Genomic DNA, 23,766 nt, shown 5'->3' with positions numbered 1-23,766 from the left:
ATACGCTATCAGCGTTATTAAAGTTTCTGGGTCAAAAAATCAAACACATAGCCCACTATCATTTAACTATTTAGATAGATTGTTTATTACACAATTATCAATACTAGTATAAAAAGAGAGCATTATGCCCGTATTATCACCAAAATCATCATCTACGTCGCCAATGACTATCAAAGATGGTCTACTATCAGCAGCCACTTGGCTAGCCTCACCCAATTACAATGTAAGGCCAAAAGGTTTAAGTATTGACGCCATCGTCGTACACAATATCAGTCTACCACCGAATGAATTTGGCGCCTGCGACACTAATGGCACGCATTATGTAAAAGCATTATTTACCAATCAATTAGACTGGGATGCTCATCCTTATTTTCAAACAATTAAAGGTGCAGAAGTATCAGCGCATTTATTTATCGAACGTGATGGCACTATCACTCAGTTTGTCAATTTCAACGAACGGGCGTGGCATGCTGGGCGGTCTAGCTACTTGGGTCGACCTGAATGTAATGATTATAGCATTGGCATCGAGCTTGAAGGGTCGGATTTTGTCTCCTTCACCTCTGCTCAATATGAGAAGCTAGCCGACGTAATTGCCGCCATCTATAAGGCCTATCCCAAAACACGTCGCCACTTGACAGGCCATAGCGATATCGCGCCTGGTCGTAAGACTGACCCTGGTGATTTTTTTGAATGGGCAAGGTTGCGCCAGTTAGTCGCTGATGCAACGAAAAACGGTGTACCGCCACATAAGTGATTTCCACACTCAATCCATTTATCTCAATGGTGAAAGTGATATAATTCGTCAGTTTTTTATCCATATCACATCAGCACATAACTTAATATACAACTTAGCAAGATAGGTTCTCATGGCAAAAAGTCGGTTATTTCGTTCAACCATGGTGGTCAGTAGTATGACCATGTTATCGCGTATTTTAGGTTTGGTACGTGATGTTGTATTGCTAGGGGTTTTTGGTGCAGGTGGTTTGATGGATGCCTTTTTGGTCGCCTTCAAAATCCCAAATTTCTTACGACGACTGTTTGCAGAAGGTGCGTTTAGCCAAGCTTTCGTGCCAGTACTGTCCGAATACAAAGAAAAGTACAGCTTGCAACAAGTACAGATTTTAGTCAGTCGAACCTCGGGTGCATTGTTGCTAGTATTATCGATGCTGACAGTGGTGGTTATCTTAATCGCACCCTGGGTGGTAACGTTGTTTGCCCCTGGGTTTGCCGATCAGCCTGATAAGTTTGCCATTACCGCTGAGTTACTGCGTCTTACCTTTCCGTATTTGCTATTCATCTCTATGACAGCGTTTGCCAGTGGCATTTTGCAAAGCTACGGTCGTTTCGCCGCACCCGCTTTTGCACCAGTGTTATTGAACCTATGTATGATTGGTGGCGCACTTATTTTTGCGCCGATGTTTGATACGCCTATTATGGCACTCGGCTATGCCGTTGCTATCGCAGGTTTGCTACAGTTTTTGATTCAACTACCGCAGCTCTGGCAACAAAAGCTGCTTGTCGCGCCGAAAATCGACTTCCAGCACGAAGGCGTCCGTCGAATTTTAAAATTGATGCTACCTGCTATCTTTGGTGTCTCTGTCACTCAGATAAATTTACTACTGAATACTATCTTTGCCTCATTAATGATTGGCGGTTCCGTCTCTTGGCTCTACGCAGCTGAACGTATGAGCGAGCTACCATTGGGTCTGATTGGTGTGGCGATCGGTACCGTTATATTACCAAGCCTATCAAAAAGTGAAGCTCAAAAGGACGACGTCAGTTTCAAAAAAACCATCGACTGGGCAGCACGTCTTATCATCTTGGTCGGTGTGCCTGCCTCGGCTGCCTTATTTGTACTGGCAGATGTATTGATGCAAGCGCTGTTTTTACGTGGTGAGTTTACCTTACGTGACGCCCAGATGAGCTCACTGGCCTTACGTAGTATGGCAGGTGGTATCTTAGGATTTATGCTTATTAAGATTTTTGCCCCTGCGTTTTTTGCGCGTCAAGACACCAGAACCCCTGTCAAAATCGGTATCATTTCTGTCATCGCTAATATGATTTTTAGTGTTATTTTTATCGGGATATTCTATTTCTTAGAGATACCACTACATGGTGGTCTGGCATTAGCTACGACTGGCGCGGCTTTTGTAAACGCAGGCTTACTATATTACTTCTTGCACAAGCGTGATATTTTCCGTTTCGGTCCGCATTGGAAAAAGCTATTTACGCAGTTTGCTATCTCGACTGGCTCTATGATTGGCGTGCTTTATTTTATGCTGCCTTACTTCCCTACCGATCAGGCTCAGTGGCAACGTATCGTCGCGCTAATTATTATGTGTGCCGTCGGAGCGCTGGTTTACGGTGTGGTATTGCTAGCGACTGGTTTCCGTCCGCGTCAGCTAAAGCACGGCTAGGATAAAGCATAAGCAAACTCATGACAGGCTTACGAAACCAAAACAAGCCTGTTATGAGAAATGACAATGCTCACTGCTGATAATTGTCATAATAGATCACTAATGAATAAATGACATTTGAGGTTTGATATGACAATGAAACAGCCAATCTTCCAGCGCTTACCAATTTTGCTAGCAACTGGTGTACTAAGCACTGGACTACTTATTAGCGGCTGTAGCAATAATGAGTCGGCTGAAACTGCTACCAATAATGAAGATGTGGCAGCGACCGTTGATACCTCAGAAGAGGTCACATTAGACAATGATACGACTGACCAAACAGAGATTGCTGAAAGTGCTAGCGAAACAGGCGAAATTACAGATGGCACTGAAAATAAGACAGCGATTGATAATGACAATATTAATCCAGTCACTGATGCGACCAAACAGAAGAGCCTAGTAACCAATCCGACTCAAGCTGGTACGCCAGAAGATACTGTCAAGCAAGCCCTAAACAGCTTATATTACGGTGATGTGAAGGATGCGGCGTCATATTACCAAGTGGATATGGCAAACTTTGAAGAAGAGCTTGCCAATACCCAGTCTGCGTTTCAGCAAACGGTGGATGGCGTTACGATTACTGATACCGAATACAATGATGACAAAACTCGTGCCACCATTACTGGCGAGCTGATGCTAAAAGGACAGAGCGAACCTGCACCACTGACCTACCAGCTACAAAAAATAGAAGGTCAATGGAAGATTTTAGGTTAGAGCGTTTTAAGTTAAATTGTTTCAAACGCTTTATCTGATATATCGTCTGATGTCACTGATTTACCAAGCATCACAACATCAGCGATAAACCCTTCCATATCGCAAACTTCTGGCATATAACCCCATTGCTCAAAGCCAAGCTTACGGAATAATCCTAAGCTTGGATGGTTATGAGCAAAGACAAGGGCGATGATATTTCGAATACCCAAGCTTGGTGCTTGCGTCAACATCCAACGGGTCAGCAAACTGCCTAACCCTTTGCCTTGATAATCTTGATTTAGATAAATGCTAATCTCGGTACTGATATGATAGGCAGTACGTGCGTACAAATCACTAAAGCTGCCCCATGCGACTATCGGTGCCTTTGTTTGATCTACATTATTTGATGGTAATGCCTTGACCACATATATCGGTCTGGTTGCACTATCCAAATGCTCTTCAAACCAAGCGGCACGCTCTTCTAGCGTAACCAATGCAAGATTGGCTGTTGCTTGTTTGCCCGGTATGCTTTGATTATAAATGGCTAAGACTTCTGCTAAATCTTCTTTATTTGCACGCTGCACAACGAACTGATCGGTGAGCTGATATGTCGATAGTTCGGTTGGTATAGTATTTAAGGCAGCAGCAGACATAAGATCTCCATCGTTGTCGAGATTGTTGTTAGGTTTGGTATTAGCATCATTGGCAATAAAGAATAGCCACCCTATGCGCCATACTTGCATTACACGTAGACTATAGGATGTTAGTGTGGCTATTTTACTTTATAATGTCTGGTTTTAGACACATCAATTTTAAGCATAGATGTGTTTTTTCGTTTTTTATTTGGTCTCATCATAGCTGAAAACTTATGAAAACCTATTTTCTTGAGCAACTGATTTCGTCGCCACACGCTTCATCTACGGACACTGTCCCAGTAGAGTTGGCATCTTGCGTGCTCACTATCGGCAATTTCGACGGTGTGCATCTTGGTCACCAAGCCATGCTAGCCCAAGTTCGTGAAATTGCGCATACCCAAGATTTGGGTGCAGCGGTCATGATATTTGAGCCGCAGCCACGCGAATTTTTTGCACCTGCTAAAGCGCCTGCGCGCCTGACCAATCTGGCAGAGAAGCAAGCTCTGCTAGCAGAATATGGCGTTGAGACGTTGATCGTAGCAGGTTTTGATACAGAGTTTCGCTCGCTATCAGCACAAGCATTTGCCGATATATTAGCCAAGCGTTTGAACGTCAAAGCATTGGTGCTAGGTGATGACTTCCGCTTCGGCCATGACCGTACTGGCGACAGTCAGTTTTTGCGTGGGTATGGCTTGGATGTGACCAACCTGCATACGGTCACTGATAGTAGTACTGATAGCGACAGTGTTGATACTATCGATAACGACGCTGCCCGTATTAGCTCTACTCGGGTTCGTGATTTACTATTGGCAGGTGATCTTCAGGCGGCCAATAGGTTACTTGGTCGTGACTATGCAATCACGGGAGTAGTTGTGCGCGGCGATCAGATAGGTCGAACAATAGACTTCCCTACCGCAAATATCGATTTACAGCGTATAAAGCCTGCTCTGCATGGTATTTTTGCAGTCGATGTGGTGAGCTTAGATGACAATGGTAATGTGATCGCTAATGGCTTGACTGCGCTTGCCACCGATGGTCATACAGGTGTTGCCGGTTTGCGTCCGCATAGTTTGTTCGGCACGGCTAATATTGGCAAAAGACCTTCTGTTGATAAAGGTGATGACTGGCGACTAGAAGTCCACTTTCCGCAGTTGCAAGCTGATTTATACGGACTGAACTTACACGTACGTTTCCTACACTTTTTGCATGGTGAGCGTCGCTATGATGGAATAGAAGCATTAAAAGCGGGTATTCATCAAGATGTCGCTGATTTACTTGAATGGCGCGAAAAGCAAATTTGATGTTTAGGGTTACTCCAGACATAAAAAACCCCGCGATATTAAGACTATCGCGGGGTTTTTTATGTCTATAAATATTTATGCGTCAGGATGCAAACGGACATTTAGCTCATCGATGGTTTCTACCCATGCGGCATCTTTTTGCCATTCTTCTTGCAAGAACATACGCTGATTGTCCGTCCAAATGCTAGCCTCTGTCAATTTTTCTTCGCTAGCCAATTGGTTTGCTGCGATAAAATCGTCAATTGCTTCGTCAGAGCTGTCTAGACCTAACTGAGCAAATAACTCATTCATACTGTATTCTGGTTCACCCAACATAATTTTCTCCTTAAATGGTACGAATATGGTCGTACTTATTGTTTAATGTACTTGTTATTCAAATTAACATATTCATTGTAGCAAGCTTTATTTTAATAGCTGTTAATCAACGTTTATCTAACGTTATCAATTGTATTAACGGTAAACTGCTTTTGTCCATTTAAGACAGTAAGCTAAATTGCTCTCATTTGCCTATTTCTTATAGACATAAAAAAAGCCCTCACATTTAAGAGGGCTTTTTTGTACTACTTATCTTTACTACTTAAATCATAGCAGCTTAGATTTACGGTAGTAAATGTGCTACTGCATCACGCTCTTCACTAAGCTCTTGCTCAGTGGCAGCCATTTTCTCTTTCGAGAAATCTGATGATACATCAACGCCGTCTACGATAGACCAGTCGCCGTTAGTGCATGTGCATGGGAATGAGTAGATCAAACCTTCAGCAATACCGTATTCGCCGTTTGAGTAAACGCCCATAGATACCCAATCGTTTTCATCAGTACCTAGTGCCCACGTACGCATATGTGCGATAGCAGCATTGGCAGCAGAAGCCGCAGATGATGCACCGCGAGCTTTAATGATCGCAGCACCGCGCTGTTGTACTTCTGGGATATAAGTTGCTTCGTACCATTCGCGATCAACTAAATCTAGCGCAGGCTTACCGTTTACTGTACAAGCAGTTAGATCTGGGTACTGAGTTGACGAGTGGTTGCCCCAGATGATCATTTTTTTCACGTCATTAACCGTGCTGTCAGTCTTGCCAGCCAACTGTGCCATAGCACGGTTGTGGTCTAGACGAGTCATTGCAGTGAAGTTGCGTGGATCAAGATCTGGTGCATTGCGCTGAGCGATAAGTGCGTTGGTGTTGGCAGGGTTACCGACTACCAGTACTTTTACATCACGGCTAGCGACTTCGTTCAATGCTTTACCTTGTGCTGAGAAGATCGCAGCGTTGGCTTCTAGCAAATCTTTACGCTCCATACCTGGGCCACGAGGACGTGCACCAACCAGTAAAGCATAATCGATATCTTTGAATGCGACATTAGCATCGTCAGTTTGGACGATACCAGCCAACAATGGGAATGCACAGTCTTCTAGTTCCATGACCACACCCTTTAGGGCGTCAAGAGCTGGCGTAATTTCAAGTAATTGCAAAATAACTGGCTGATCTTTACCTAGCATCTCGCCAGATGCAATACGAAATAGCATCGCGTAGCTGATATTACCAGCGGCACCAGTGACGGCAACACGTAAAGGCTGTTTCATTGACATTGAATACTCCCTAATTAATTATTAGATAATTCTAATGAACGATTATCATTTTAGATATCGACTTGTTTGCCGCATAGCAGCATGTATAAACCGAGAGCTAGTGTAGCACTTCATCGCAGTGACCGTCTAGATACAGTCATAGACCCGTCAGGGATTATATTGTTACATTTTATACGAGAGGATTTTTGTAGAGGCTAAGCGCTTATAGATAAAGCGCTAGTGGGTTTTAGTACATGATAACTTAAGCACATTTTCACTGTGTTATGCGTAGATATAATGGTCAAAATAGGCAATTTGTACTATTAGATTGGACTAAGTGGAATGAAAAGCGGTATCAAAAAAGAAGTTTGGGCAGGTAACTAAGTGAAGGTTATCGTCCACCTGAAATGATAAATTTACTGCCACAGCTGTCTACAACGTCATGACAAGTGCCAAAGTCACTACCTTCATAACATACGTGTATATCAGTGAGTATCGATTGGCGACGGCTGCCTTCTTGACAGATAAGATCCACACTATTTGAAGACATACCACTATTGAGACGGGTCATTTGACTGATAAATCGTGATTTGGAAACGGTATAACTATTACCAGTATTTAGCTCATTCGGTAATTTTAGTCCACCTGCATAGTTAGTAATCTGTCGAAAGTAACTGCTGGCACTAAGCGGACTACAAGCTCCATAACGTTGCCACGTTTGGCTACGTACTGTTGTATCAGGCATGATACGGTTGACGACTTTTAGTTGTAGAGGGGTAAGGCGTGGCTCACTACCACGACCGCAGCGTTCGCCATATCCCATATCTAGACCAGATACAGTTAACGAGTACCCTTCTAAACACTGACGCATACGTCCCCGCGTTGGCTGCATATTACATAATGCTGGGGTCATCTCAATCATCAATACGCGCTGACCAGTCTTAACCGTGCTAGCCGCCTGTGCTGGCAGCAATACAACACCTTGTATAAACAGTAAAGCGCCAAAGCTCATTGTCGCTTTAATACTACCTACACTGTGTTTGCTAGCCAACTCTGCACGCAATTGCACCATAGAGTTAACAGCCTTATTGCTCAGGTTAGTATCTGTCTTTGTGTTTGCCTTCGATAAAAAGCATATCCGATTAGGTAACGAATATTTGGTTTTTGGCGACGTAGACAGACTAAAATATTTTTTGATCATAGGACTGAGGGCAGTTAGTTAGCAATGATAAGACATAGGCTATAACTTAAATCATTAGACGCGATACATAAAACACGCATTGACCTAAGAACAAGACTGAAAAATAGGGTTTCCCATTAAGGCAATGGTAACAAAACGTTTTTTTTAATCTATAGCAAAAACGTAAACGTTGACGACATCGTCAGGAAGCTCGATAAATGTTGATAAAGCACTGAAGGATAAAGAATATGAAATTTATCTTAGCCAGATGAGTATTGCTCGGGCAAAGCAAAGTTGATCAATTAACAACTAGTAAAGCAAATCAGCAGATAAAAATAAACCACTAACAATAACTCATTAGTGGTTTATCAAATGCAAGTTCAGTGATTAAAAACCAGCTGGCACCGTACCCATACGCTGACTAATCGGCTGACCACGACCCAATAGACTGCTGTAGATAGTGGCGTTTTCCATTACGTGTTTGACATAGTTACGTGTTTCAGGAAATGCAATCGACTCTACATATTGATCTGCGGCAAGTGAGCCATAAACTGGCTGCCAACGTTTGGCATTGTTAGGTCCAGCGTTATAGCCTGCGGTTGCCAATACTGGCTGATAGTTTAGCTTACCCAAGATATCACCCATATACCATGTACCATAGCGGATATTGGTATCACCACTGTTGGCACGGCTCGCACTATACGTTTCGCCTAGATTGCGAGCGATATATTTTGCGGTGTCAGGCATGACTTGCATTAACCCGCTCGCGCCCACGTTTGAGCGCGCAGAGGATACGAAACGGCTTTCTTGACGCATGATACCGTATGCCCACGCTGGATCAATACCCGCTGACTCACTATAACGTACGACTGCGCTTTGATGCGGCATCGGATGCGAGAGTGCTAAGCTATCCACCCTATCAGTATTATCAACGGCATAAATCGCTCGATCGAGCCAACCCATATCATAGGCTTGACGAGCAGCGGCAATAATCAAATTGTCATCACGATTATCACGAGCTTGCTTCACCGCCCAGTTCCACTCGCGATTGGCATAAGCACGACTGGCCTCAGAGTTGTATAACGCAAACGCACGGGCAAAGTTGGCATCTTGCATGACGCGCGCGCGATCAGCGGTACTGACGTTAGGCAAATTACTACCACCTAAACGGCTAGCATCGAAACGCTGCCCTATTTTGTCTTTTGCCATCAGGCCATAGTAGTCATTACTTTTTGCTAAGTTCTGATACATTTTTTTAGACGTGTTGCGTTTGCTACTATCGCTTGACTGCTCATACGCACGAGCCAACCAATATTGCCACTGGGCTTCTTTTTGCGTTTCGCCGTCCATTTTTGAGATAGCTTCTACCACATCATCCCAACGACCGAAGCGAATCGCTGCCATAGCGTAATCTTCAGCTTCTTCAAAATTAAAGTCATTGTCCAAACTGTTGCGGAACCAATCCACTGCTTCAGCGTTAAAACCATCATCAGTGTTGTGATTCATACGCTGCACGCCAAGCGTACGATAAGCATAGCGTCGGGTTTCGTCATTCAACAATTTGACCGCGCGCTGATTGTCTTGTCTGATATCAAAGTCTAACTGTAGCGCCGCCTCACGATAAGACTTGTCAGCCATACGGCCGATTGCGTACATATATAGGTATTGATTGGTTTGGCTTGCAGGCTCACGACCAAAACGGCTAAAGAAAGAAGACGGATTTAGTTGAATTTCACTGAGCGCCGAATAAGCAATTGGCGTACCAAGGCGTGATGACAATGCCATAATATCGCCAGTCTTGCCTTTACGCAGCATACGCTTGAGACGAGCCGCACGATCTTGATTGCTAATCAACGCGTTGTTGTTCATCTCCATCGCTAGCTGATCGCACAATGCTGGTTGCTTTTTGGTGGTTAGCCAAACATCAGATTTGGCTGCCATAGCACGCATAGTATCACCGCCATTATTAAACCCAAGCGCAACGGCACAGCGCTCACTGGCATCCGCATTGGTAATTAAATTCGCGACTTGACGTACTGATGCATAATCATTCGATCCTGCCTTGGTCTCCGCAAAATCAGCCACTAATTTCTCAGCCATAACCGTATCTGGATACTGACGCACAAACTGCGAGACCGCCGCTGAACTCTGTGAATTGAGATCTAGATTCATACGCCAATAGGTCGGATACATCGCAAACAAGCCACCGCTCATGACTTGCTCATAGTTATAGAGCGCACTCACATCACCGCGATCTGCGGCGATAGCAGCTGCCATAAATGAGTCAATACTACTGTCTTGCTGATAATCTTGTTGATAGTTACTTTCTTGTTGGTAGCTTTCCTCATCGCCCCACGTCAATTCGGCACAAGCGACTTGTGACACACCAAGTGCACTTACTGCTGTTGCCACGCTCAACGCGCTCAACCGTAGCGTACCTATTGTGATTCGCTTTGACGCGTGTTTTTGACTGATAGACTCTTCATCCTTGATACTATGCGCAACACGCAACTTTGTCATACTGACTCTCTTTATGATATCTCTACAAATATGTGAATAACGGTTCGCTAAGTACCGCCAAGGGTATAGCAATCATCATACTATACTCATTGTGCTTTCAACTATCTCCTTTACCTTTTGTTAATAAATAGGACAGCACGGTGTAACATAGAAGTGATAATGAGCCGCAGTTTTTATGAATAGTAATATGAATGACAGTAAATAATTGATACTGCTATGAATTATTTATCATATTGATACCTCATCGCTCGTGCTAATTTTTCACATTGGCACAGGGTTGTGATAAAATACGCCACCTGTTAATCCGCTACTCCGCTATATTTTTGGTCAATCATGGACTTATCCTTATGAGTGTTACTGTATTCAATCCCCGCATCGATGACGATGCTGTTGCTGAGACGACTGTCACCGCACGTGCTGTCACTGCACTCAAAGAAGCAAGTTCAGCCCAAGCACCCGTCGAAAAAGCAGCGACAAAAAAGGTCTTTGTCACGACTCAAGGCTGTCAGATGAATGTCTATGACTCTGGCAAAATGCTAGACGTGCTAGGCGATTCGCATGGTATGGAAGTGACTCATGATATCGATGAGGCCGACGTACTACTGATGAACACCTGCTCTATCCGCGAAAAAGCGCAAGAGAAAGTCTTTTCAGAATTGGGTCGCTGGCGCAAACTAAAAGAAAAACGCCCTGACCTCGTCATTGGTGTTGGTGGCTGTGTGGCTTCACAAGAAGGCGATAACATTCAAAAACGCGCGCCTTATGTCGACATGGTATTTGGCCCACAAACCTTGCATCGCCTGCCAGAGCTATACGATCAATCAAATGAGCAACGCGAAATCGCCCCTAAAAATCGTATCGGTACGATTGATGTGTCATTCCCTAGTATCGAAAAGTTTGACTTTTTGCCAGAGCCAAGAGTAGAAGGCTACAAAGCCTTTGTCTCTATTATGGAAGGTTGCTCAAAGTATTGCTCATTTTGCGTCGTTCCTTATACGCGCGGTGAAGAATTATCACGCCCACTTGATGATGTGTTGGCTGAGATTGACAGCCTTGCCGCTCAAGGTATCCGTGAAATCAATCTATTGGGTCAAAACGTCAACGGCTATCGCGGCGAAAAAGACGATGGCAGCATTTGCCGTTTCGCTGAGCTATTGCACTATGTATCACATGTCGATGGTGTCGAGCGTATTCGCTATACGACCAGCCATCCGCTAGAGTTCACTGATGACATCATTGATGCGTATGCACAGTTACCTGAGCTGGTTTCGCACTTACATTTACCGGTTCAGAGTGGCTCAAATGCTATTTTGGCAGCGATGAAGCGCAACCATACGATCGACGTTTATATTAATCAGATTAATAAGCTAAAAGCCATTCGTCCAGATATTCACTTGTCGAGCGACTTTATCATTGGCTTCCCAGGTGAAACTGATCAAGACTTCCAAGATACCTTGAACTTGGCAAAAGAGTTGAACTTCGATCACTCTTACAGCTTTATCTACTCTAAGCGTCCAGGTACGCCAGCGGCCGAGTTGCCAGATGATGTGAGCTTCATCACTAAAAAAGCGCGCTTGGCTGAATTTCAGAAAGTCATCATTGACTCAACACTTGCTAAAACGCATGAAATGGTCGGCACTACGACTCGCGTCTTGGTTGAACAAGTTGCCAATCGTCATCCTGATTGCTTAATCGGTACAGCAGATAACACTCGTACCGTTATGTTCCCTCATGATGTTGAGAAAATGGATGAGCTATTGGGTAAACTCGTGAGCGTACGTATTACTGACTTCGTTAGTCCGCACATGGTGAAAGGTGAGCTAATCGAAGTATTGGCATAGCGGTTAAGGTAATAATGGTTAAATTATAAGTTTGAGTAAGAATAAGAAAGCCGTTCACTAGTATAGCGAACGGCTTTTTTGTGGGTGAATGTTAACTATCACTATTCTGATAACCAATCTGTCTTCCGTAACTGCTGCTTGGTCTCGCGGCGACGTTTTTTGCGGACGATATCGATATCCTCTTTTTCATGAATACCACCTTTTCTTAATAGTGGATCAAGTGCCAAATAATTACGTGGTTTGACAGTGCCTAGCGAGTGTTGCACACCTGTCACAGCCTGCTGCTCTAACTGCCGTTCAATTTGTTTGGCCTTTTTTAAGGTTTGTTTCAAGCTCATATTTTTACCTATATTTTTAATAACTCTAAATCTGTTTTATATATTCGAGTGACAGCATAGTGAAGTCACGACTAGGAAATCGAGCGCAAATAGTACACTTAGTACATTTAGCTCGATTGACACTGTCGTGACTCGCTATGGTTTTACTCGTTAGCCTTTAATACACATGACTTGTTTTAGCGTATGCACCACCTCAACCAAGTCAGCTTGATTGGCCATCACTTCATCAATGTCTTTATACGCTCCGGGTATTTCATCGATGACGCCTTTGTCTTTGCGACATTCAACACCTTCCGTCTGCGCCTTTAACTCGTCGATGGTGAACGCTCGTATGGCTTTACCACGGCTCATCTGTCGTCCTGCCCCATGTGAACATGAGCAAAACGATTCTTCTGCGCCAAGACCACGTACGATAAAGGATTTTGCGCCCATAGATCCTGGGATAATCCCAAGCTCACCTTCATAAGCACTGATCGCACCTTTACGCGTCACATAAACTTGCTCACCGAAATGCACCTCTTCATTGACATAATTATGATGACAATTGATGGCTTCTTTGGTCAGCTGAAATCGAGGCAACCCCGCTTGTGGCGACTGCAATGACTTAATGACGAGACGCATCATCTCGCGGCGGTTCTCTAACGCATAGTCCTGCGCCCAGCCTACTGCTTCGACATAATCGGCAAAGCTATCAGACCCTTCGGCAAAGTAAGACAAATCTCGATCTGGCACATGACCAAAGCGCGATTGACGTTCTTTTTTGGCAAGGTTAATAAAGTACTGACCGATACAGTTACCAATACCGCGACTGCCAGAATGCAGCATTACCCAGACATCGTTGTTTTCATCCAAGCACAGCTCAATGAAATGATTGCCACCGCCGAGTGTTCCCAACTGCTTTGCCCAAGTACGCTCAAAACCTTTAAGCATTTTAAGTAAACCTGGGTGTTTATCAGTAATCGGTTTTAGGCGTTTACCTAGTGGATCAAGCGTTGAGTTCTTGGCTTGGATTTGCTTATGCATATTGAAGCCGACTGGCACTTGTTGCTCCACTACTGAGCGTAATGACCTTAAGCTATCAGGTAGATCGCTCGCCGTCAGGGACAAACGTACTGCGCTCATACCGCAGCCAATGTCTACCCCAACTGCGGCAGGAATAATGGCTGACTTGGTCGGAATCACACTACCGACTGTTGCGCCTTTGCCAACGTGCACATCGGGCATCACTGCAATGTGTGAATGCACAAACTCTAGCTGGGCTAAATTGCGTAACTGCTGCATCGCACCTTGCTCAATATCCGAGGTATAAATTTTGACTGGTACGCCATGTTTACTATTTTTATTTAATACTAATTGAATGCTCATAATTTGTTATTTCCATTTTGTTATCTTTATAACCATACATTTTTATAATTACCATTTTTTATAATTTTTAAACATTACTTATCTGTCTCAATTAAACTAGACGTTTAATAAGAAATGAATTAATAAATTATAAAAAATGGTAATAAAAAACCGTATTCTTATTAATTAAAAAATAAATAAAAATTCATGGTTAATTTATTATGGACATTTTAAAGAAAGATAATATAGATCAAAACCGTCGGCCATAGCGTAAATATTATACGCATAGAAAAGCTTTAGCTAAATCATAGCCTGAGTCGCTTTCTCAGCAATAACGGTAAAGAAAAATGTTAGGTAAACAGATAACAGCAAGCGTAATATGGCTTAGCACAGTCGCAGAGCAAATTTGGCACAGTAGACTTAGAAAAAAGATAGCGCAAGTAGATACAGAAGGCTATTCGTTGATATCGATAGATGGGATATCAACGAATAGCTTATATAAAAATTTAGCCAAACCTTTTCGAAGGTGTCATTGCTGTCATGTGGTTTACACATTCAATCTTTAAAAACGTCTTGGTAGTTATATAGGACACGATGATTCCTCCATAGGTTGTGGCTAATGTCAGGGGGACAATAGCAGGTTAATTGAAGTGATTTTTCGCTTATGAAAGATAAGCGATATAAATCAATGAGCCAATAATAACGATTTAAAAATTAAAGTCAATAATTAATTTGGCTTGTATAGAAAATAATTTAATAAACGTGTGTTTAATTAATCACTTTAATTTTAAATCTTATCGGTAGTTTTTAAGCTATAAAACTATTTATCACTTCAGCCAATAAGGCGGCAGCAATGATTATAAATATCACCCCGCAACCACGATTGAGCCATGCTAAGCGATTACCAACATCGAGCCAACTTGCTAGCTTTTTGCCGCCTAGCGTATATACGATTTGCCAAATCGTTTCACTCAAAAACAAGCCGATAGTTAGTAGGACATATTGTGGCCATAGTGGCGCATTGAAATTGATAAATTTAGGGAAAAATGCCGCAAAGAACAAGATAGCTTTCGGATTAGATAGTGACACCCAAACACCAGTACGAAATAAGATCGTGTTGCTCGGCGCTATTTTAGTAGCAGCACTAGAGAGCGAACGCGGCTGCGATGTAGGCGCTCCATCAGAAACCGCATAGTCTGCTGCTACCTCGGCACTTAACTCTTTGGCATCGCTCATCAAGCTACCGTCGCCAGCATCGCGCCAAGAGCTGATACCCAAATAGATTAAGTATACCGCACCCACGGCTTTGATAATGGTCAGTAGCCACGGTGACTGGCGACTGATTACATCCAAGCCAAGCAGTGTCGATAGCAGTAATACAAACAAGCCAAGGCTTAGACCTGCTAGCGTCCATAAAGTTCGTTTGACGCCATAGTTCATGCCGTACTGAAATGCCAGCAGCATATTAGGACCAGGGGTCGCTGAGATAAAAAACGTACTTGCGAAAAACACTGCAAACAGATGCCAAGACATCAACCCACCCCTACTTTGTCATGTGTAAATGGTTCTAATACGAACGGCTATACGACTTAAATATGCGACTAAAAAATAAACACCGCCATTCAGACGGTGTCACTTATACCTATATGTCAAAAAAGTCTCGCAAAAATTCTTAAAGGAACGACACGCATTCTTCTGAATAATTATGACTGCATGGACGGCTGAGTCGTACAGCTATCTAACAATTTCTTTAAAAACGCATCGCAGCGTTCAATTTCGCTAAGCTCCACATACTCATCCGCTTTGTGCGCCTGCTCAATACTACCAGGGCCACAGATAATCGTTGGGATACCTGCATTGGTAAACTGACCGCCTTCAGTCGCGTAAGCCACTTTATGACGCTCATCATCTCCTGTCAGCGCAGCGATTAACGATTGTAGCTCAGCACTATCGTCATCTGTCATTGCTGGGACGCTTTCTTCTTGCATCAGCTCAATACCAGTCTCTGGCGCGCGTGCTTGCATTTGGGCATTTAGCTCAGCAACTTTGGCTCGAATGGGCGCTAGTATATCGTCTTGCGTCATGTGCGGCAGGTTACGATAGTCAAAAGTAAACTCGCATAAGTTGGGCACGATATTGGTCGCTGTACCACCATGTATAGTACCTACTGACAATGTCGAGTATGGCACTGTAAACAACGCATCGTTATCATCACGAGTACTCAGCTCTTCAGCAAGCGTATCTACATAGCCAACCAATCTGCTAGCGTAGCTAATAGCATTGACACCCTGTGCGATTAATGACGAATGCGCTGACTTGCCATGTACACGGCAACGATAAACTGCGATGCCTTTGTGTGCAACTACCATGGCCATGTTAGTTGGCTCACCGACGATACAATAATCAGGCGTGATGCCGCGTGCTTTTAGGTCTGCCAAAATCAATGGCGCACCCAAACAACCAACCTCTTCATCGAACGACAACGCCAAATGTAACGGACGACGTAGCTGACCGCTGTTCGATAACTGCACGGCTTGTGGCAATATCGTAAGCGCACAAGCGATAAAGCCCTTCATATCACACGCACCGCGCCCGTATAGCTTATCACCACGTATCGTCGCGGTAAATGGCTCTGAAGACCACGCTTGTCCATCGACTGGCACAACGTCAGTATGACCTGATAAGACCAGACCATTATTGATAACATCAGTGTTTTCACCAGCTGGTACGGTCACAAACAAATTGGCTTTGGTTTTAGTCTCGTTAAAGGTCAAATCTACCGTCAAACCCAACTGCTCACAATAAGACTTTACATCGTTAATCAAAGCCAAATTAGAATGGCGACTGACCGTATCAAAGGCGATGAGACGTGTTAGCCAATCGAGACTCTGAGTAGGATGCTCGATACTTTTCAGCTGGACATCGCTGCTACTGCTAACGTTATCGCTATTACTGACGTTGTCGCTATTACTACTGTTATTTTGGATCATAAAATATCCTTACTACAATTTTCAGAACTATGATGTGTCAGAGCTGCCTTACGATGGATTGTTATGATTCATCACATCAACCACTGGCGGCATTGGTTTTGGTAGCTTGCCTTCTGCCTGTAGCTCTTTGGTTGTTTTGGCATCGATAGACAAACCAGCGATGAGCGCGATATCTTTGACAGCCTTGCGTTTACGCGTGGCAAAACTTACGGGTACCATACGAGCAAATTCATAGATATAAAGATAAGACTCTTCGCCACCTTCAAAATCTTCATCATCTTCGAGACGAATTGCGCCGATCTTAGCCAAATCCGATAGCATCTCGTTTTCTTCACTGGTCAAACCACAATCGGTAATACCAAAACCGGTCATAAAACCGTTTGCCCACTGTTTCAACGCCATCACGCGCTCGTATAAATCATGTTCATCATCTGGGATGAGCGGCATGTACGCGTAGGCATCATCTTTGTCTTTTAGCTGAAACACGATGTCTTCCGCTTCTTCTGTCAGCAAGGTCAATGCAGGCTCTGGTAATGGGGCAAAGCTGAGCTCTTCAAACACCTTGGCCCAAGTTGCTTCGTCAGGCGCATTACAAGCCGTCATAAGCCCTGTCATCATGCCATGCACTTCGCTGATAGACACGTCCGTCCAATCATCAAACGCAGTCAGCCAAGTATTCCAGCCAGAGATATTATCATTCATAATAGATGTCCTAGTAATTGATTACTGCTCATAAAATAAAAATAGTCGCGATAAAATGTCATAGACAAATCATCGATAAATAAAAGTGAAAAGACAAAGCCTGATGCTTGTAATTACTTTGTTGATATAGATATTATACGGTCACCTATGGCATTATTAAATGCAGCGAACAAAATTCATTCACGCTTACTTGTTAAGGATAAAAACTGACTATGTATGATCAACTTAGAATATTAGAAAAAATGGTACTCGACATCAAAAAACAGTATCAGCTTGTCAGTGCTGAACTTAGCAGCTTAAAACAACACCCTGTTACTGATTCAAAAGAATTTGCCGCACTAAAAACCAAATTAGACAACAGCCATAACGAACGTGACGGTGCCAAAAAACAACTGAACGATCTCGACAAGCGCTATCAGAGTCTTGCAGAAGCGCACCATATGATCGGTGAAGAACAAGACAAACTACAAAAACAGATCAGCCAATTACAACAACAAAACAGCGAGCTGCAACAACACAATAATGAGCTAAAGCAGCAGTATAGCGATATCAAACAACAAAACAGTGAGCTGCAAAAGAAGAACCAATTGGCAGCCGAGCGTACGCAAGTCGTATTACAGCGCCTAACCCGTATCGATCAAGCAGAAGGCTAACGTTTTCTTGTAGCAGATAGTAGACGTACTGCTTATTAAACTGCCCAACGCTATTTGTAAAATCTGATATCACTCATTTCACTGACCAGACATTGTAGGATTTATCATGACCGATGACCAAAGCAAATCGATAGAAAAACAACCAAAAAATACTCAAGCGCCAAGTGCGCCAGTAACAAGTGTGCCAATACCAGCGCAAAAAATGACACCAGCAGCGTCAAATATAACAAGCGCCATGGCACAATCTAATACCAAAACACCTAAAGCGCCTGAACCACAAATCAAAAAAGTTGATATCGCGATTGCTGGGGTTACTTATCCAATCTTTTGTCCAGTACATGAGCAAGAAGAGCTACTGTCAGCGGTTTCGTATATCAACAACTATGCGCTCGATCTAAAAAGAGATGCGCCAAGCCTTAGCCAAGAAAGCATACTGGTACTGTGCTGCTTAAACCTATATGAAAAAATCCATGCCAATAAAAGAAGTGACGAAGATCGTTTGCAGAAAGACAAACAGTCTGAGGCATTGTTGAATAAAATCATGAAAGACGCTCATTCTATTCTGTAGATGCATCGTACTGTATTAAACATATAAGCGCCTAGCCAATAAAGTTAGGCGCTTTTTTATGGTCAATCATTTATCTATTTATGCATAAGGCGTGTAGGTCTTGCCTGCATGAAAGTCTGCCTGATGCTCATAATTGCAAAAGAATAACTCTTGGTTCGCTTCAACATTGCCATCGGTAGCTGTACTTGGTTTGGTTTCAAGTACACCGCGATATTCAGCCAAGCTGTTGCCACAGAAATTGCACTGACGCGGAGTGGTCACATCCCCTTCTTTTGGCATCATACTCTTAGGTGCACGCGGGTACATAAACTTATAAAAAGCCCACATTGAAGCCCAAATAATAAGGATGACGATAATAACAGCAAACACGGCAGTGCTCCTTCGATTACGGGTAAACGCGAGAAATAATAAAATCTACTAAATAAGATTATTTAAGACGTTTTGATAGCATAAATTTTACCGTCAATAATAGCGATAATACAATGCCTTTACCGTTTAATTGCTAATTGCGCTAACTGACTGGTTATATCTAACGGATAACTGTATAAGTAAACCAGTCAACTGCATAACAAAAAACCTGGCCATGATAAGCCAGGTTTTTTATCAAAAGTAACCGTCAATTTAAAACAACAATCAGGTTAAAGTAACTATCAAATGAAAATAACAATCAGCTTTTAGCAGGATTACAGTTGTAGCTCGCTAATATCAGCTACCGTCAAGAACAAGGCGCGAACCTGCTTTAGCAATGCCAAGCGATTGTTTTTAAGCGCAGCATCTTCACTATTGACCATTACTTGATCAAAGAACTGGGTCAAGGGCTCATCTAAGCTAGCCAGCGTTTGCAATACTTGCGTATAGTCAGCTTGCTCAAGCAATGGTTGTACCACTGTCTGTGCTTGCTTCACATTCGCATATAAATTTTGCTCAGCAGGTTCAGACAGTAGCGCTTCATCGACTGTATCAGCAACGCTCACTTCTGACTTGGCCAATATATTAGCAACACGCTTGTTTGAGTCAGCCAACATCGACGCTTGTGATAGCTCGCTAAATGCTTGCACTGCACGGATACGCTGATCAAAATCAAGCGGCATATGCGGGTTAATCGCTTGTACTGCCTGAATCGTATCGACGCTAACGCCCTGCTCTGTATACATCGCACGGTAGCGCGAGTTTAGGAATGCCATGACTTGGGTAAAAGTATCACCCATTTTGGCAATCTTGCTACCTTCAGCATCGCTATAGCCTTTAATCGCTTGCTCAACGAGCGCTACCAGATTAATCGGCAACTGCTTTTCGATCAAAATACGCAAGATACCAATAGCAGAACGACGTAAGCTAAACGGATCCTTTGAACCCGTTGGTGCTTGGTCAATCGCAAAAATACCAACCAATGTATCCAAACGATCAGCTAACGCTAAGCAAATACCAATCGGTGTTTGTGGTAATACATCGCCACTGAACTTAGGCAGATATTGCTCTTCTAAACTGGCTGCAACCGCTTCAGGCTCATCGTTTAGACGCGCATAATAAGTACCTGCGATACCTTGCAATTCAGGGTACTCGCCGACGAGCGAGCTGGCCAAATCTGCTTTAGATAAAATACCTGCACGTACGGTTTCATCAACATTGATACCGTGGCCTTGCTGCTGCATCAATGTAGCGATGAATGCTGCTAGCTTGGCAATACGCTCAGACTTCTCCCAAATCGTACCCAGTTTGTCTTGGAATACGCGATTTTTTAGGCTTTCTGTGAGCGCAAACAATGGCTGCTTTTGATCTTGCAAGAAGAAAAACTCTGCATCAGCCAAACGTGGACGTACAACTTTTTCATTACCTTCAATAATCTGGTTAGGATCTTTTGATTCAATATTGGTAATAAAAATGAAATACGGCTGCAATTTGCCAGTTTTATCGGTTAAGCAGAAATATTTTTGATCCGCTTGCATGGTCGAGATAAGCGCTTCTTGCGGTACTTGTAAAAAGCGCGCTTCAAAGCTTGCTCTTAGCGCAATTGGGAAGTCGACCAATGCGGTAACTTCATCTAACAAATCTTGCGGTACGATGGCATCAGAATTAACTTCATCTGCCAATGCTTTAACTTGGTTTTTGATCAGCATTTGACGCTTATCAAAATCTGCTACTACTTTTAGGCCGTCTAGCAATTGCTCATAATCATTGGCATGAGCAATATTGTGATAATCAGAGCTGTGGAAGCGATGACCACGCGTTTGTATACCAGTCTGATGACCTTGGATAGTGGTATCGATGACAGTATCATCCTGCATCAATACTGCCCACTGTACTGGACGCACAAACTCATCACGGCTAGCACCTGAGCGCATACGCTTAGCAATTGGCAAATTATCTAGCGCGGTCTGAAAAATAGCAGGCAGTAACTCAGTGGTCGCTTGACCACGAATAGTCTGCTCAAAACCTACGTAGTCACCTTTGTCGGTATTAATCGTCGTAAGCTCACTAGCTTCAATACCTAATCCTTTCGCAAAACCCATCGCCGCACGTGTTGGATTACCCTCTGCATCAAACGCTGCTTTAATCGCTGGTCCGCGTTTTTGCTCAGTACGATCAGGCTGCTTATCGCTAATACCTTGAATCTGAATTGCCAAACGGCGCGGAGCAGCAAAGGCTTTGATACTATCAAAGGTGATATCTGCTGCAGTTAATTGCTCAGTGATACTGGCTTGTAGCGCATCACGTAGTGGTTTTAGGCTCTTTGGAGGTAGCTCTTCACACCCCAGTTCAAATAGAATAGTACTCATGGGATGCTCCTATTTATCGTTAGTAGATTGATTAGTGTCAGTAGTTTCTTTTGCTGAGTTGTCTGCTGCTAAGCTGTCTTTTGACACGTCTTCTTTTGGCAAATACTTATCAAGCGCGGCTTGGCGATGTTCTTCATCAGCCAACGGGAAGCCTAATTTGGCACGAGCTTCGACATAACCAAAGGCAACCTTACGAGCAAGTGTGCGTACACGCAGGATAAAACGTTGACGCTCTGTGACTGAAATCGCACCACGTGCGTCGAGCAAGTTAAACGCATGAGAGGCTTTTAACACCATCTCATAAGCAGGCAACGGCAATCCTGCATCGACCAATTTGTCTGCTTGCTGCTCATAAAAATCAAACATCTCGCCCATCATTGGCACATCAGCGTGCTCAAAGTTATAGGTAGACTGCTCGACTTCGTTTTGATGAAAAACATCGCCATACGTGACACGGCCAAATTCACCGTCTGCCCAGACCAAATCATAAACGCTATCGACGCCCTGTACATACATGGCCAAGCGCTCAAGTCCGTAAGTGATTTCGCCAGTGACTGGGAAGCACTCGATACCACCGACTTGCTGGAAGTAGGTGAACTGCGTGACTTCCATACCGTTTAACCAAATCTCCCAACCAAGTCCCCACGCACCAAGCGTTGGCGACTCCCAGTTGTCTTCTACAAAGCGCACATCATGCACCAATGGATCAATACCAATGGCTCGTAGTGAGTCTAAATACAGCTCTTGGATGTTCGGTGGATTCGGCTTCAATACGACTTGGAACTGATAATAATGCTGCAGGCGGTTCGGATTATCACCATAGCGCCCGTCAGTAGGACGACGTGATGGCTGTACATACGCTGCATTCCAACGCTCAGGACCTAACGAGCGCAAAAACGTCGCGGTATGAAAAGTACCTGCACCGACTTCCATGTCGTAGGGCTGCAATACAACGCAGCCTTTATCGGCCCAATAATTTTGCAAAGTTAAGATTAAATCCTGAAAAGTCATCGGTTGAGAGTCTTTATCTTGTGTCATCGGGGTTATCGCTTGGGATGTCATAGTTTCGGTTTTCATAGTAAAGCCACTGTGAAATGAGTATTATTAAATAAATCTCTGATAGCGCTCGCGCGACCTATTCGGCAACGACTCTATCTGCCTGCTCACCTTACTAAAAATTAACTATTTTATCCATATTTACATCAACTAAATTTGCATAGTGGGCACAAAACCTCAGTTGTATAGCGTATTTCTAGGCAAACCATCATGGAAGTCGCATTAATACAATAAATAAAAAAATACCCAAATGCGCTAGCATTCGGGCAGGAGGAAAATTGTATCTTGGGCATCCTGATTGATCAGGCTTTTTATTTTTTAGAGGTCTACTGCTTTTAGCAACTACGTCTAACTTAAACTTGACTCTTTAACTGACTTAATAAAGCTAATCTTAAAAATAATTATCAGGCTCCTATTATTGATAAGACTGACTATTAGCTTTTGGCATGATTATCCATAGGATGATATAAATTAAAATGCCTGGTACTGCTGCGCTTAACGATGAGATAATGACAAATAATACTCTCACCCATGTTGGCGACCAACCAGCATACTCTGCAATGCCACCCATCACACCTGCTATCATGCGATTATTTGGTGAGCGATGTAATTTTGCTAACTTAGCCAAATCAAATACCTCTCTATTTTCTATTCTTGTTTATTTTTTTATTCTATTTTTCTGATTGTCTTACGTATTTAGCCAAAACATTATCTTGCTTTGCTAACTTACGAATCAGTATATCAATAATTCAGGATTTATCTGTTGAAGGTATAGCAGTACTTTGTGAGTTTATGCTACTCAAGCTTACCCTAATCTGTCATAGCACCATGCAAGCCTCTGATTTTAAATAGTTATTTCAAAATGTTTCAAAACCGCCTTTGTTGCTATAACCTTGCAATTTAGCTTCACGTATCTCGTTATTTTTAATTTAATCAAAGAGATAAGCTTGCTTTATAACGCTAAAATCGAGTGAAAATTTTAATAGTCTGAATAATATTTTAGCTAACCAATTTTACTCAGTTAAAAAATCCTCAATTAAAAATCTGCAATTCCGTGTACGTGCGATATACCTTATTTTTACAATAACCCACCTGCAAATCATCCAAAACCTTTATACCATGCTGATAAGCAAATTAGGTTTTCA

21 protein-coding genes are annotated in these 23,766 nt (G+C 43.1%); 7 read left to right on the top strand and 14 right to left on the bottom strand.

The window, feature by feature from the left end; all coding sequences use genetic code 11:
- Positions 1-124 precede the first annotated feature (124 nt).
- The 3 genes from ampD (at position 125) to ABFV72_RS06635 (ending at position 3,170) form a co-directional block, all read left to right on the top strand.
- On the top strand, positions 125-754 hold the full coding sequence (gene ampD / locus ABFV72_RS06645) for a 1,6-anhydro-N-acetylmuramyl-L-alanine amidase AmpD (protein WP_347162907.1): 630 nt from the start codon (positions 125-127) through the stop codon (positions 752-754).
- A gap of 112 nt (positions 755-866) precedes the next feature.
- Entirely contained in the window at positions 867-2,417 is a 1,551-nt protein-coding gene (gene murJ / locus ABFV72_RS06640) for a murein biosynthesis integral membrane protein MurJ (protein ID WP_165597278.1), read from the top strand.
- 129 nt (positions 2,418-2,546) lie between these two features.
- Positions 2,547-3,170 carry a hypothetical protein gene (locus tag ABFV72_RS06635; protein WP_347162906.1) on the top strand — a complete coding sequence of 208 codons (624 nt, stop codon included), beginning with the start codon at positions 2,547-2,549 and terminating at the stop codon, positions 3,168-3,170.
- Between the two features lie 11 nt (positions 3,171-3,181).
- On the opposite strand, the gene ABFV72_RS06630 is transcribed toward ABFV72_RS06635, so the two are convergent.
- Positions 3,182-3,802: a GNAT family N-acetyltransferase gene (locus tag ABFV72_RS06630; RefSeq protein ID WP_347162905.1), complete on the bottom strand. Its 621-nt coding sequence runs from the start codon at positions 3,800-3,802 to the stop codon at positions 3,182-3,184.
- 215 nt (positions 3,803-4,017) lie between these two features.
- On the opposite strand from ABFV72_RS06630, the gene ribF reads away from it, so the two are divergent.
- Positions 4,018-5,085, top strand: coding sequence for a riboflavin biosynthesis protein RibF (ribF, locus tag ABFV72_RS06625; protein ID WP_347162904.1), 1,068 nt, complete (start codon positions 4,018-4,020; stop codon positions 5,083-5,085).
- Between the two features lie 75 nt (positions 5,086-5,160).
- Here ribF and ABFV72_RS06620 read toward each other — a convergent pair whose 3' ends face one another.
- The 4 genes from ABFV72_RS06620 to ABFV72_RS06605 form a co-directional block, all read right to left on the bottom strand.
- On the bottom strand, positions 5,161-5,400 hold the full coding sequence (locus ABFV72_RS06620) for a DUF2789 domain-containing protein (RefSeq protein ID WP_165597274.1): 240 nt from the start codon (positions 5,398-5,400) through the stop codon (positions 5,161-5,163).
- A 283-nt stretch (positions 5,401-5,683) separates the two neighbouring features.
- Complete coding sequence (locus ABFV72_RS06615) at positions 5,684-6,673, bottom strand: malate dehydrogenase (RefSeq protein ID WP_179797575.1); 990 nt, start codon at positions 6,671-6,673, stop codon at positions 5,684-5,686.
- 370 nt (positions 6,674-7,043) lie between these two features.
- Entirely contained in the window at positions 7,044-7,724 is a 681-nt protein-coding gene (locus tag ABFV72_RS06610; protein WP_347162903.1) for a hypothetical protein, read from the bottom strand.
- A 495-nt stretch (positions 7,725-8,219) separates the two neighbouring features.
- Positions 8,220-10,352 carry a lytic transglycosylase domain-containing protein gene (locus ABFV72_RS06605; RefSeq protein ID WP_347162902.1) on the bottom strand — a complete coding sequence of 711 codons (2,133 nt, stop codon included), beginning with the start codon at positions 10,350-10,352 and terminating at the stop codon, positions 8,220-8,222.
- A gap of 347 nt (positions 10,353-10,699) precedes the next feature.
- Between ABFV72_RS06605 and miaB the strand changes: the two genes are divergently transcribed.
- A complete protein-coding gene (miaB, locus tag ABFV72_RS06600) occupies positions 10,700-12,193 on the top strand; it encodes a tRNA (N6-isopentenyl adenosine(37)-C2)-methylthiotransferase MiaB (RefSeq protein WP_347162901.1) in 1,494 nt (497 codons plus the stop codon).
- Positions 12,194-12,294: 101 nt separating this feature from the next.
- Here the strand turns inward: miaB and ABFV72_RS06595 are convergent, their stop codons facing one another.
- The 5 genes from ABFV72_RS06595 to ABFV72_RS06575 form a co-directional block, all read right to left on the bottom strand.
- Positions 12,295-12,531, bottom strand: coding sequence for a hypothetical protein (locus tag ABFV72_RS06595; protein ID WP_347163070.1), 237 nt, complete (start codon positions 12,529-12,531; stop codon positions 12,295-12,297).
- A 150-nt stretch (positions 12,532-12,681) separates the two neighbouring features.
- Positions 12,682-13,896, bottom strand: a complete 1,215-nt coding sequence (locus tag ABFV72_RS06590) for an RtcB family protein (protein ID WP_347162900.1) — start codon at positions 13,894-13,896, stop codon at positions 12,682-12,684.
- 786 nt (positions 13,897-14,682) lie between these two features.
- Positions 14,683-15,408: a LysE family translocator gene (locus ABFV72_RS06585; protein WP_347162899.1), complete on the bottom strand. Its 726-nt coding sequence runs from the start codon at positions 15,406-15,408 to the stop codon at positions 14,683-14,685.
- Between the two features lie 170 nt (positions 15,409-15,578).
- Positions 15,579-16,865, bottom strand: coding sequence for an acetylornithine deacetylase (gene argE / locus ABFV72_RS06580; RefSeq protein ID WP_347162898.1), 1,287 nt, complete (start codon positions 16,863-16,865; stop codon positions 15,579-15,581).
- 48 nt (positions 16,866-16,913) lie between these two features.
- A complete protein-coding gene (locus tag ABFV72_RS06575) occupies positions 16,914-17,567 on the bottom strand; it encodes a UPF0149 family protein (RefSeq protein WP_057761477.1) in 654 nt (217 codons plus the stop codon).
- A gap of 212 nt (positions 17,568-17,779) precedes the next feature.
- Here ABFV72_RS06575 and ABFV72_RS06570 point away from each other — a divergent pair, with 212 nt between their 5' ends.
- Together ABFV72_RS06570 and ABFV72_RS06565 are read left to right on the top strand one after the other, a co-directional pair.
- The gene (locus ABFV72_RS06570) at positions 17,780-18,220 is read left to right on the top strand and encodes a hypothetical protein (RefSeq protein ID WP_057761479.1); all 441 of its coding nucleotides are present in this window, start codon (positions 17,780-17,782) and stop codon (positions 18,218-18,220) included.
- A 106-nt stretch (positions 18,221-18,326) separates the two neighbouring features.
- On the top strand, positions 18,327-18,788 hold the full coding sequence (locus ABFV72_RS06565; protein ID WP_347162897.1) for a cell division protein ZapA: 462 nt from the start codon (positions 18,327-18,329) through the stop codon (positions 18,786-18,788).
- A 78-nt stretch (positions 18,789-18,866) separates the two neighbouring features.
- Here the strand turns inward: ABFV72_RS06565 and ABFV72_RS06560 are convergent, their stop codons facing one another.
- From ABFV72_RS06560 to ABFV72_RS06545, 4 genes are all read right to left on the bottom strand, one after another.
- Positions 18,867-19,157, bottom strand: a complete 291-nt coding sequence (locus ABFV72_RS06560) for a hypothetical protein (RefSeq protein ID WP_224737782.1) — start codon at positions 19,155-19,157, stop codon at positions 18,867-18,869.
- Between the two features lie 314 nt (positions 19,158-19,471).
- Positions 19,472-21,565: a glycine--tRNA ligase subunit beta gene (gene glyS, locus ABFV72_RS06555; protein WP_347162896.1), complete on the bottom strand. Its 2,094-nt coding sequence runs from the start codon at positions 21,563-21,565 to the stop codon at positions 19,472-19,474.
- A 9-nt stretch (positions 21,566-21,574) separates the two neighbouring features.
- Positions 21,575-22,576: a glycine--tRNA ligase subunit alpha gene (gene glyQ, locus ABFV72_RS06550; RefSeq protein ID WP_347163058.1), complete on the bottom strand. Its 1,002-nt coding sequence runs from the start codon at positions 22,574-22,576 to the stop codon at positions 21,575-21,577.
- A gap of 460 nt (positions 22,577-23,036) precedes the next feature.
- Complete coding sequence (locus ABFV72_RS06545; protein ID WP_057761485.1) at positions 23,037-23,249, bottom strand: PspC domain-containing protein; 213 nt, start codon at positions 23,247-23,249, stop codon at positions 23,037-23,039.
- Positions 23,250-23,766: the final 517 nt, after the last annotated feature.

Source organism: Psychrobacter proteolyticus (assembly GCF_039762275.1).
Lineage (GTDB): Bacteria > Pseudomonadota > Gammaproteobacteria > Pseudomonadales > Moraxellaceae > Psychrobacter > Psychrobacter proteolyticus_C.
This window is presented reverse-complemented; position numbering and strand designations above follow the sequence as displayed.

Excerpts from the sequence above, each read along its gene's own strand:
- ABFV72_RS06610 (WP_347162903.1), bottom strand. The coding sequence starts at position 7,724 with ATGGTGCAATTGCGTGCAGAGTTGGCTAGCAAACACAGTGTAGGTAGT.
- miaB (WP_347162901.1), top strand. The coding sequence starts at position 10,700 with ATGAGTGTTACTGTATTCAATCCCCGCATCGATGACGATGCTGTTGCT.
- murJ (WP_165597278.1), top strand. The coding sequence starts at position 867 with ATGGCAAAAAGTCGGTTATTTCGTTCAACCATGGTGGTCAGTAGTATG.
- ABFV72_RS06635 (WP_347162906.1), top strand. The coding sequence starts at position 2,547 with ATGACAATGAAACAGCCAATCTTCCAGCGCTTACCAATTTTGCTAGCA.
- ABFV72_RS06575 (WP_057761477.1), bottom strand. The coding sequence starts at position 17,567 with ATGAATGATAATATCTCTGGCTGGAATACTTGGCTGACTGCGTTTGAT.
- ABFV72_RS06595 (WP_347163070.1), bottom strand. The coding sequence starts at position 12,531 with ATGAGCTTGAAACAAACCTTAAAAAAGGCCAAACAAATTGAACGGCAG.
- ABFV72_RS06590 (WP_347162900.1), bottom strand. The coding sequence starts at position 13,896 with ATGAGCATTCAATTAGTATTAAATAAAAATAGTAAACATGGCGTACCA.
- ABFV72_RS06630 (WP_347162905.1), bottom strand. The coding sequence starts at position 3,802 with ATGTCTGCTGCTGCCTTAAATACTATACCAACCGAACTATCGACATAT.
- ABFV72_RS06605 (WP_347162902.1), bottom strand. The coding sequence starts at position 10,352 with ATGACAAAGTTGCGTGTTGCGCATAGTATCAAGGATGAAGAGTCTATC.
- ABFV72_RS06570 (WP_057761479.1), top strand. The coding sequence starts at position 17,780 with ATGTATGATCAACTTAGAATATTAGAAAAAATGGTACTCGACATCAAA.
- argE (WP_347162898.1), bottom strand. The coding sequence starts at position 16,865 with ATGATCCAAAATAACAGTAGTAATAGCGACAACGTCAGTAATAGCGAT.
- glyS (WP_347162896.1), bottom strand. The coding sequence starts at position 21,565 with ATGAGTACTATTCTATTTGAACTGGGGTGTGAAGAGCTACCTCCAAAG.
- ABFV72_RS06615 (WP_179797575.1), bottom strand. The coding sequence starts at position 6,673 with ATGTCAATGAAACAGCCTTTACGTGTTGCCGTCACTGGTGCCGCTGGT.
- ABFV72_RS06585 (WP_347162899.1), bottom strand. The coding sequence starts at position 15,408 with ATGTCTTGGCATCTGTTTGCAGTGTTTTTCGCAAGTACGTTTTTTATC.
- glyQ (WP_347163058.1), bottom strand. The coding sequence starts at position 22,576 with ATGACTTTTCAGGATTTAATCTTAACTTTGCAAAATTATTGGGCCGAT.
- ribF (WP_347162904.1), top strand. The coding sequence starts at position 4,018 with ATGAAAACCTATTTTCTTGAGCAACTGATTTCGTCGCCACACGCTTCA.
- ABFV72_RS06565 (WP_347162897.1), top strand. The coding sequence starts at position 18,327 with ATGACCGATGACCAAAGCAAATCGATAGAAAAACAACCAAAAAATACT.
- ampD (WP_347162907.1), top strand. The coding sequence starts at position 125 with ATGCCCGTATTATCACCAAAATCATCATCTACGTCGCCAATGACTATC.
- ABFV72_RS06620 (WP_165597274.1), bottom strand. The coding sequence starts at position 5,400 with ATGTTGGGTGAACCAGAATACAGTATGAATGAGTTATTTGCTCAGTTA.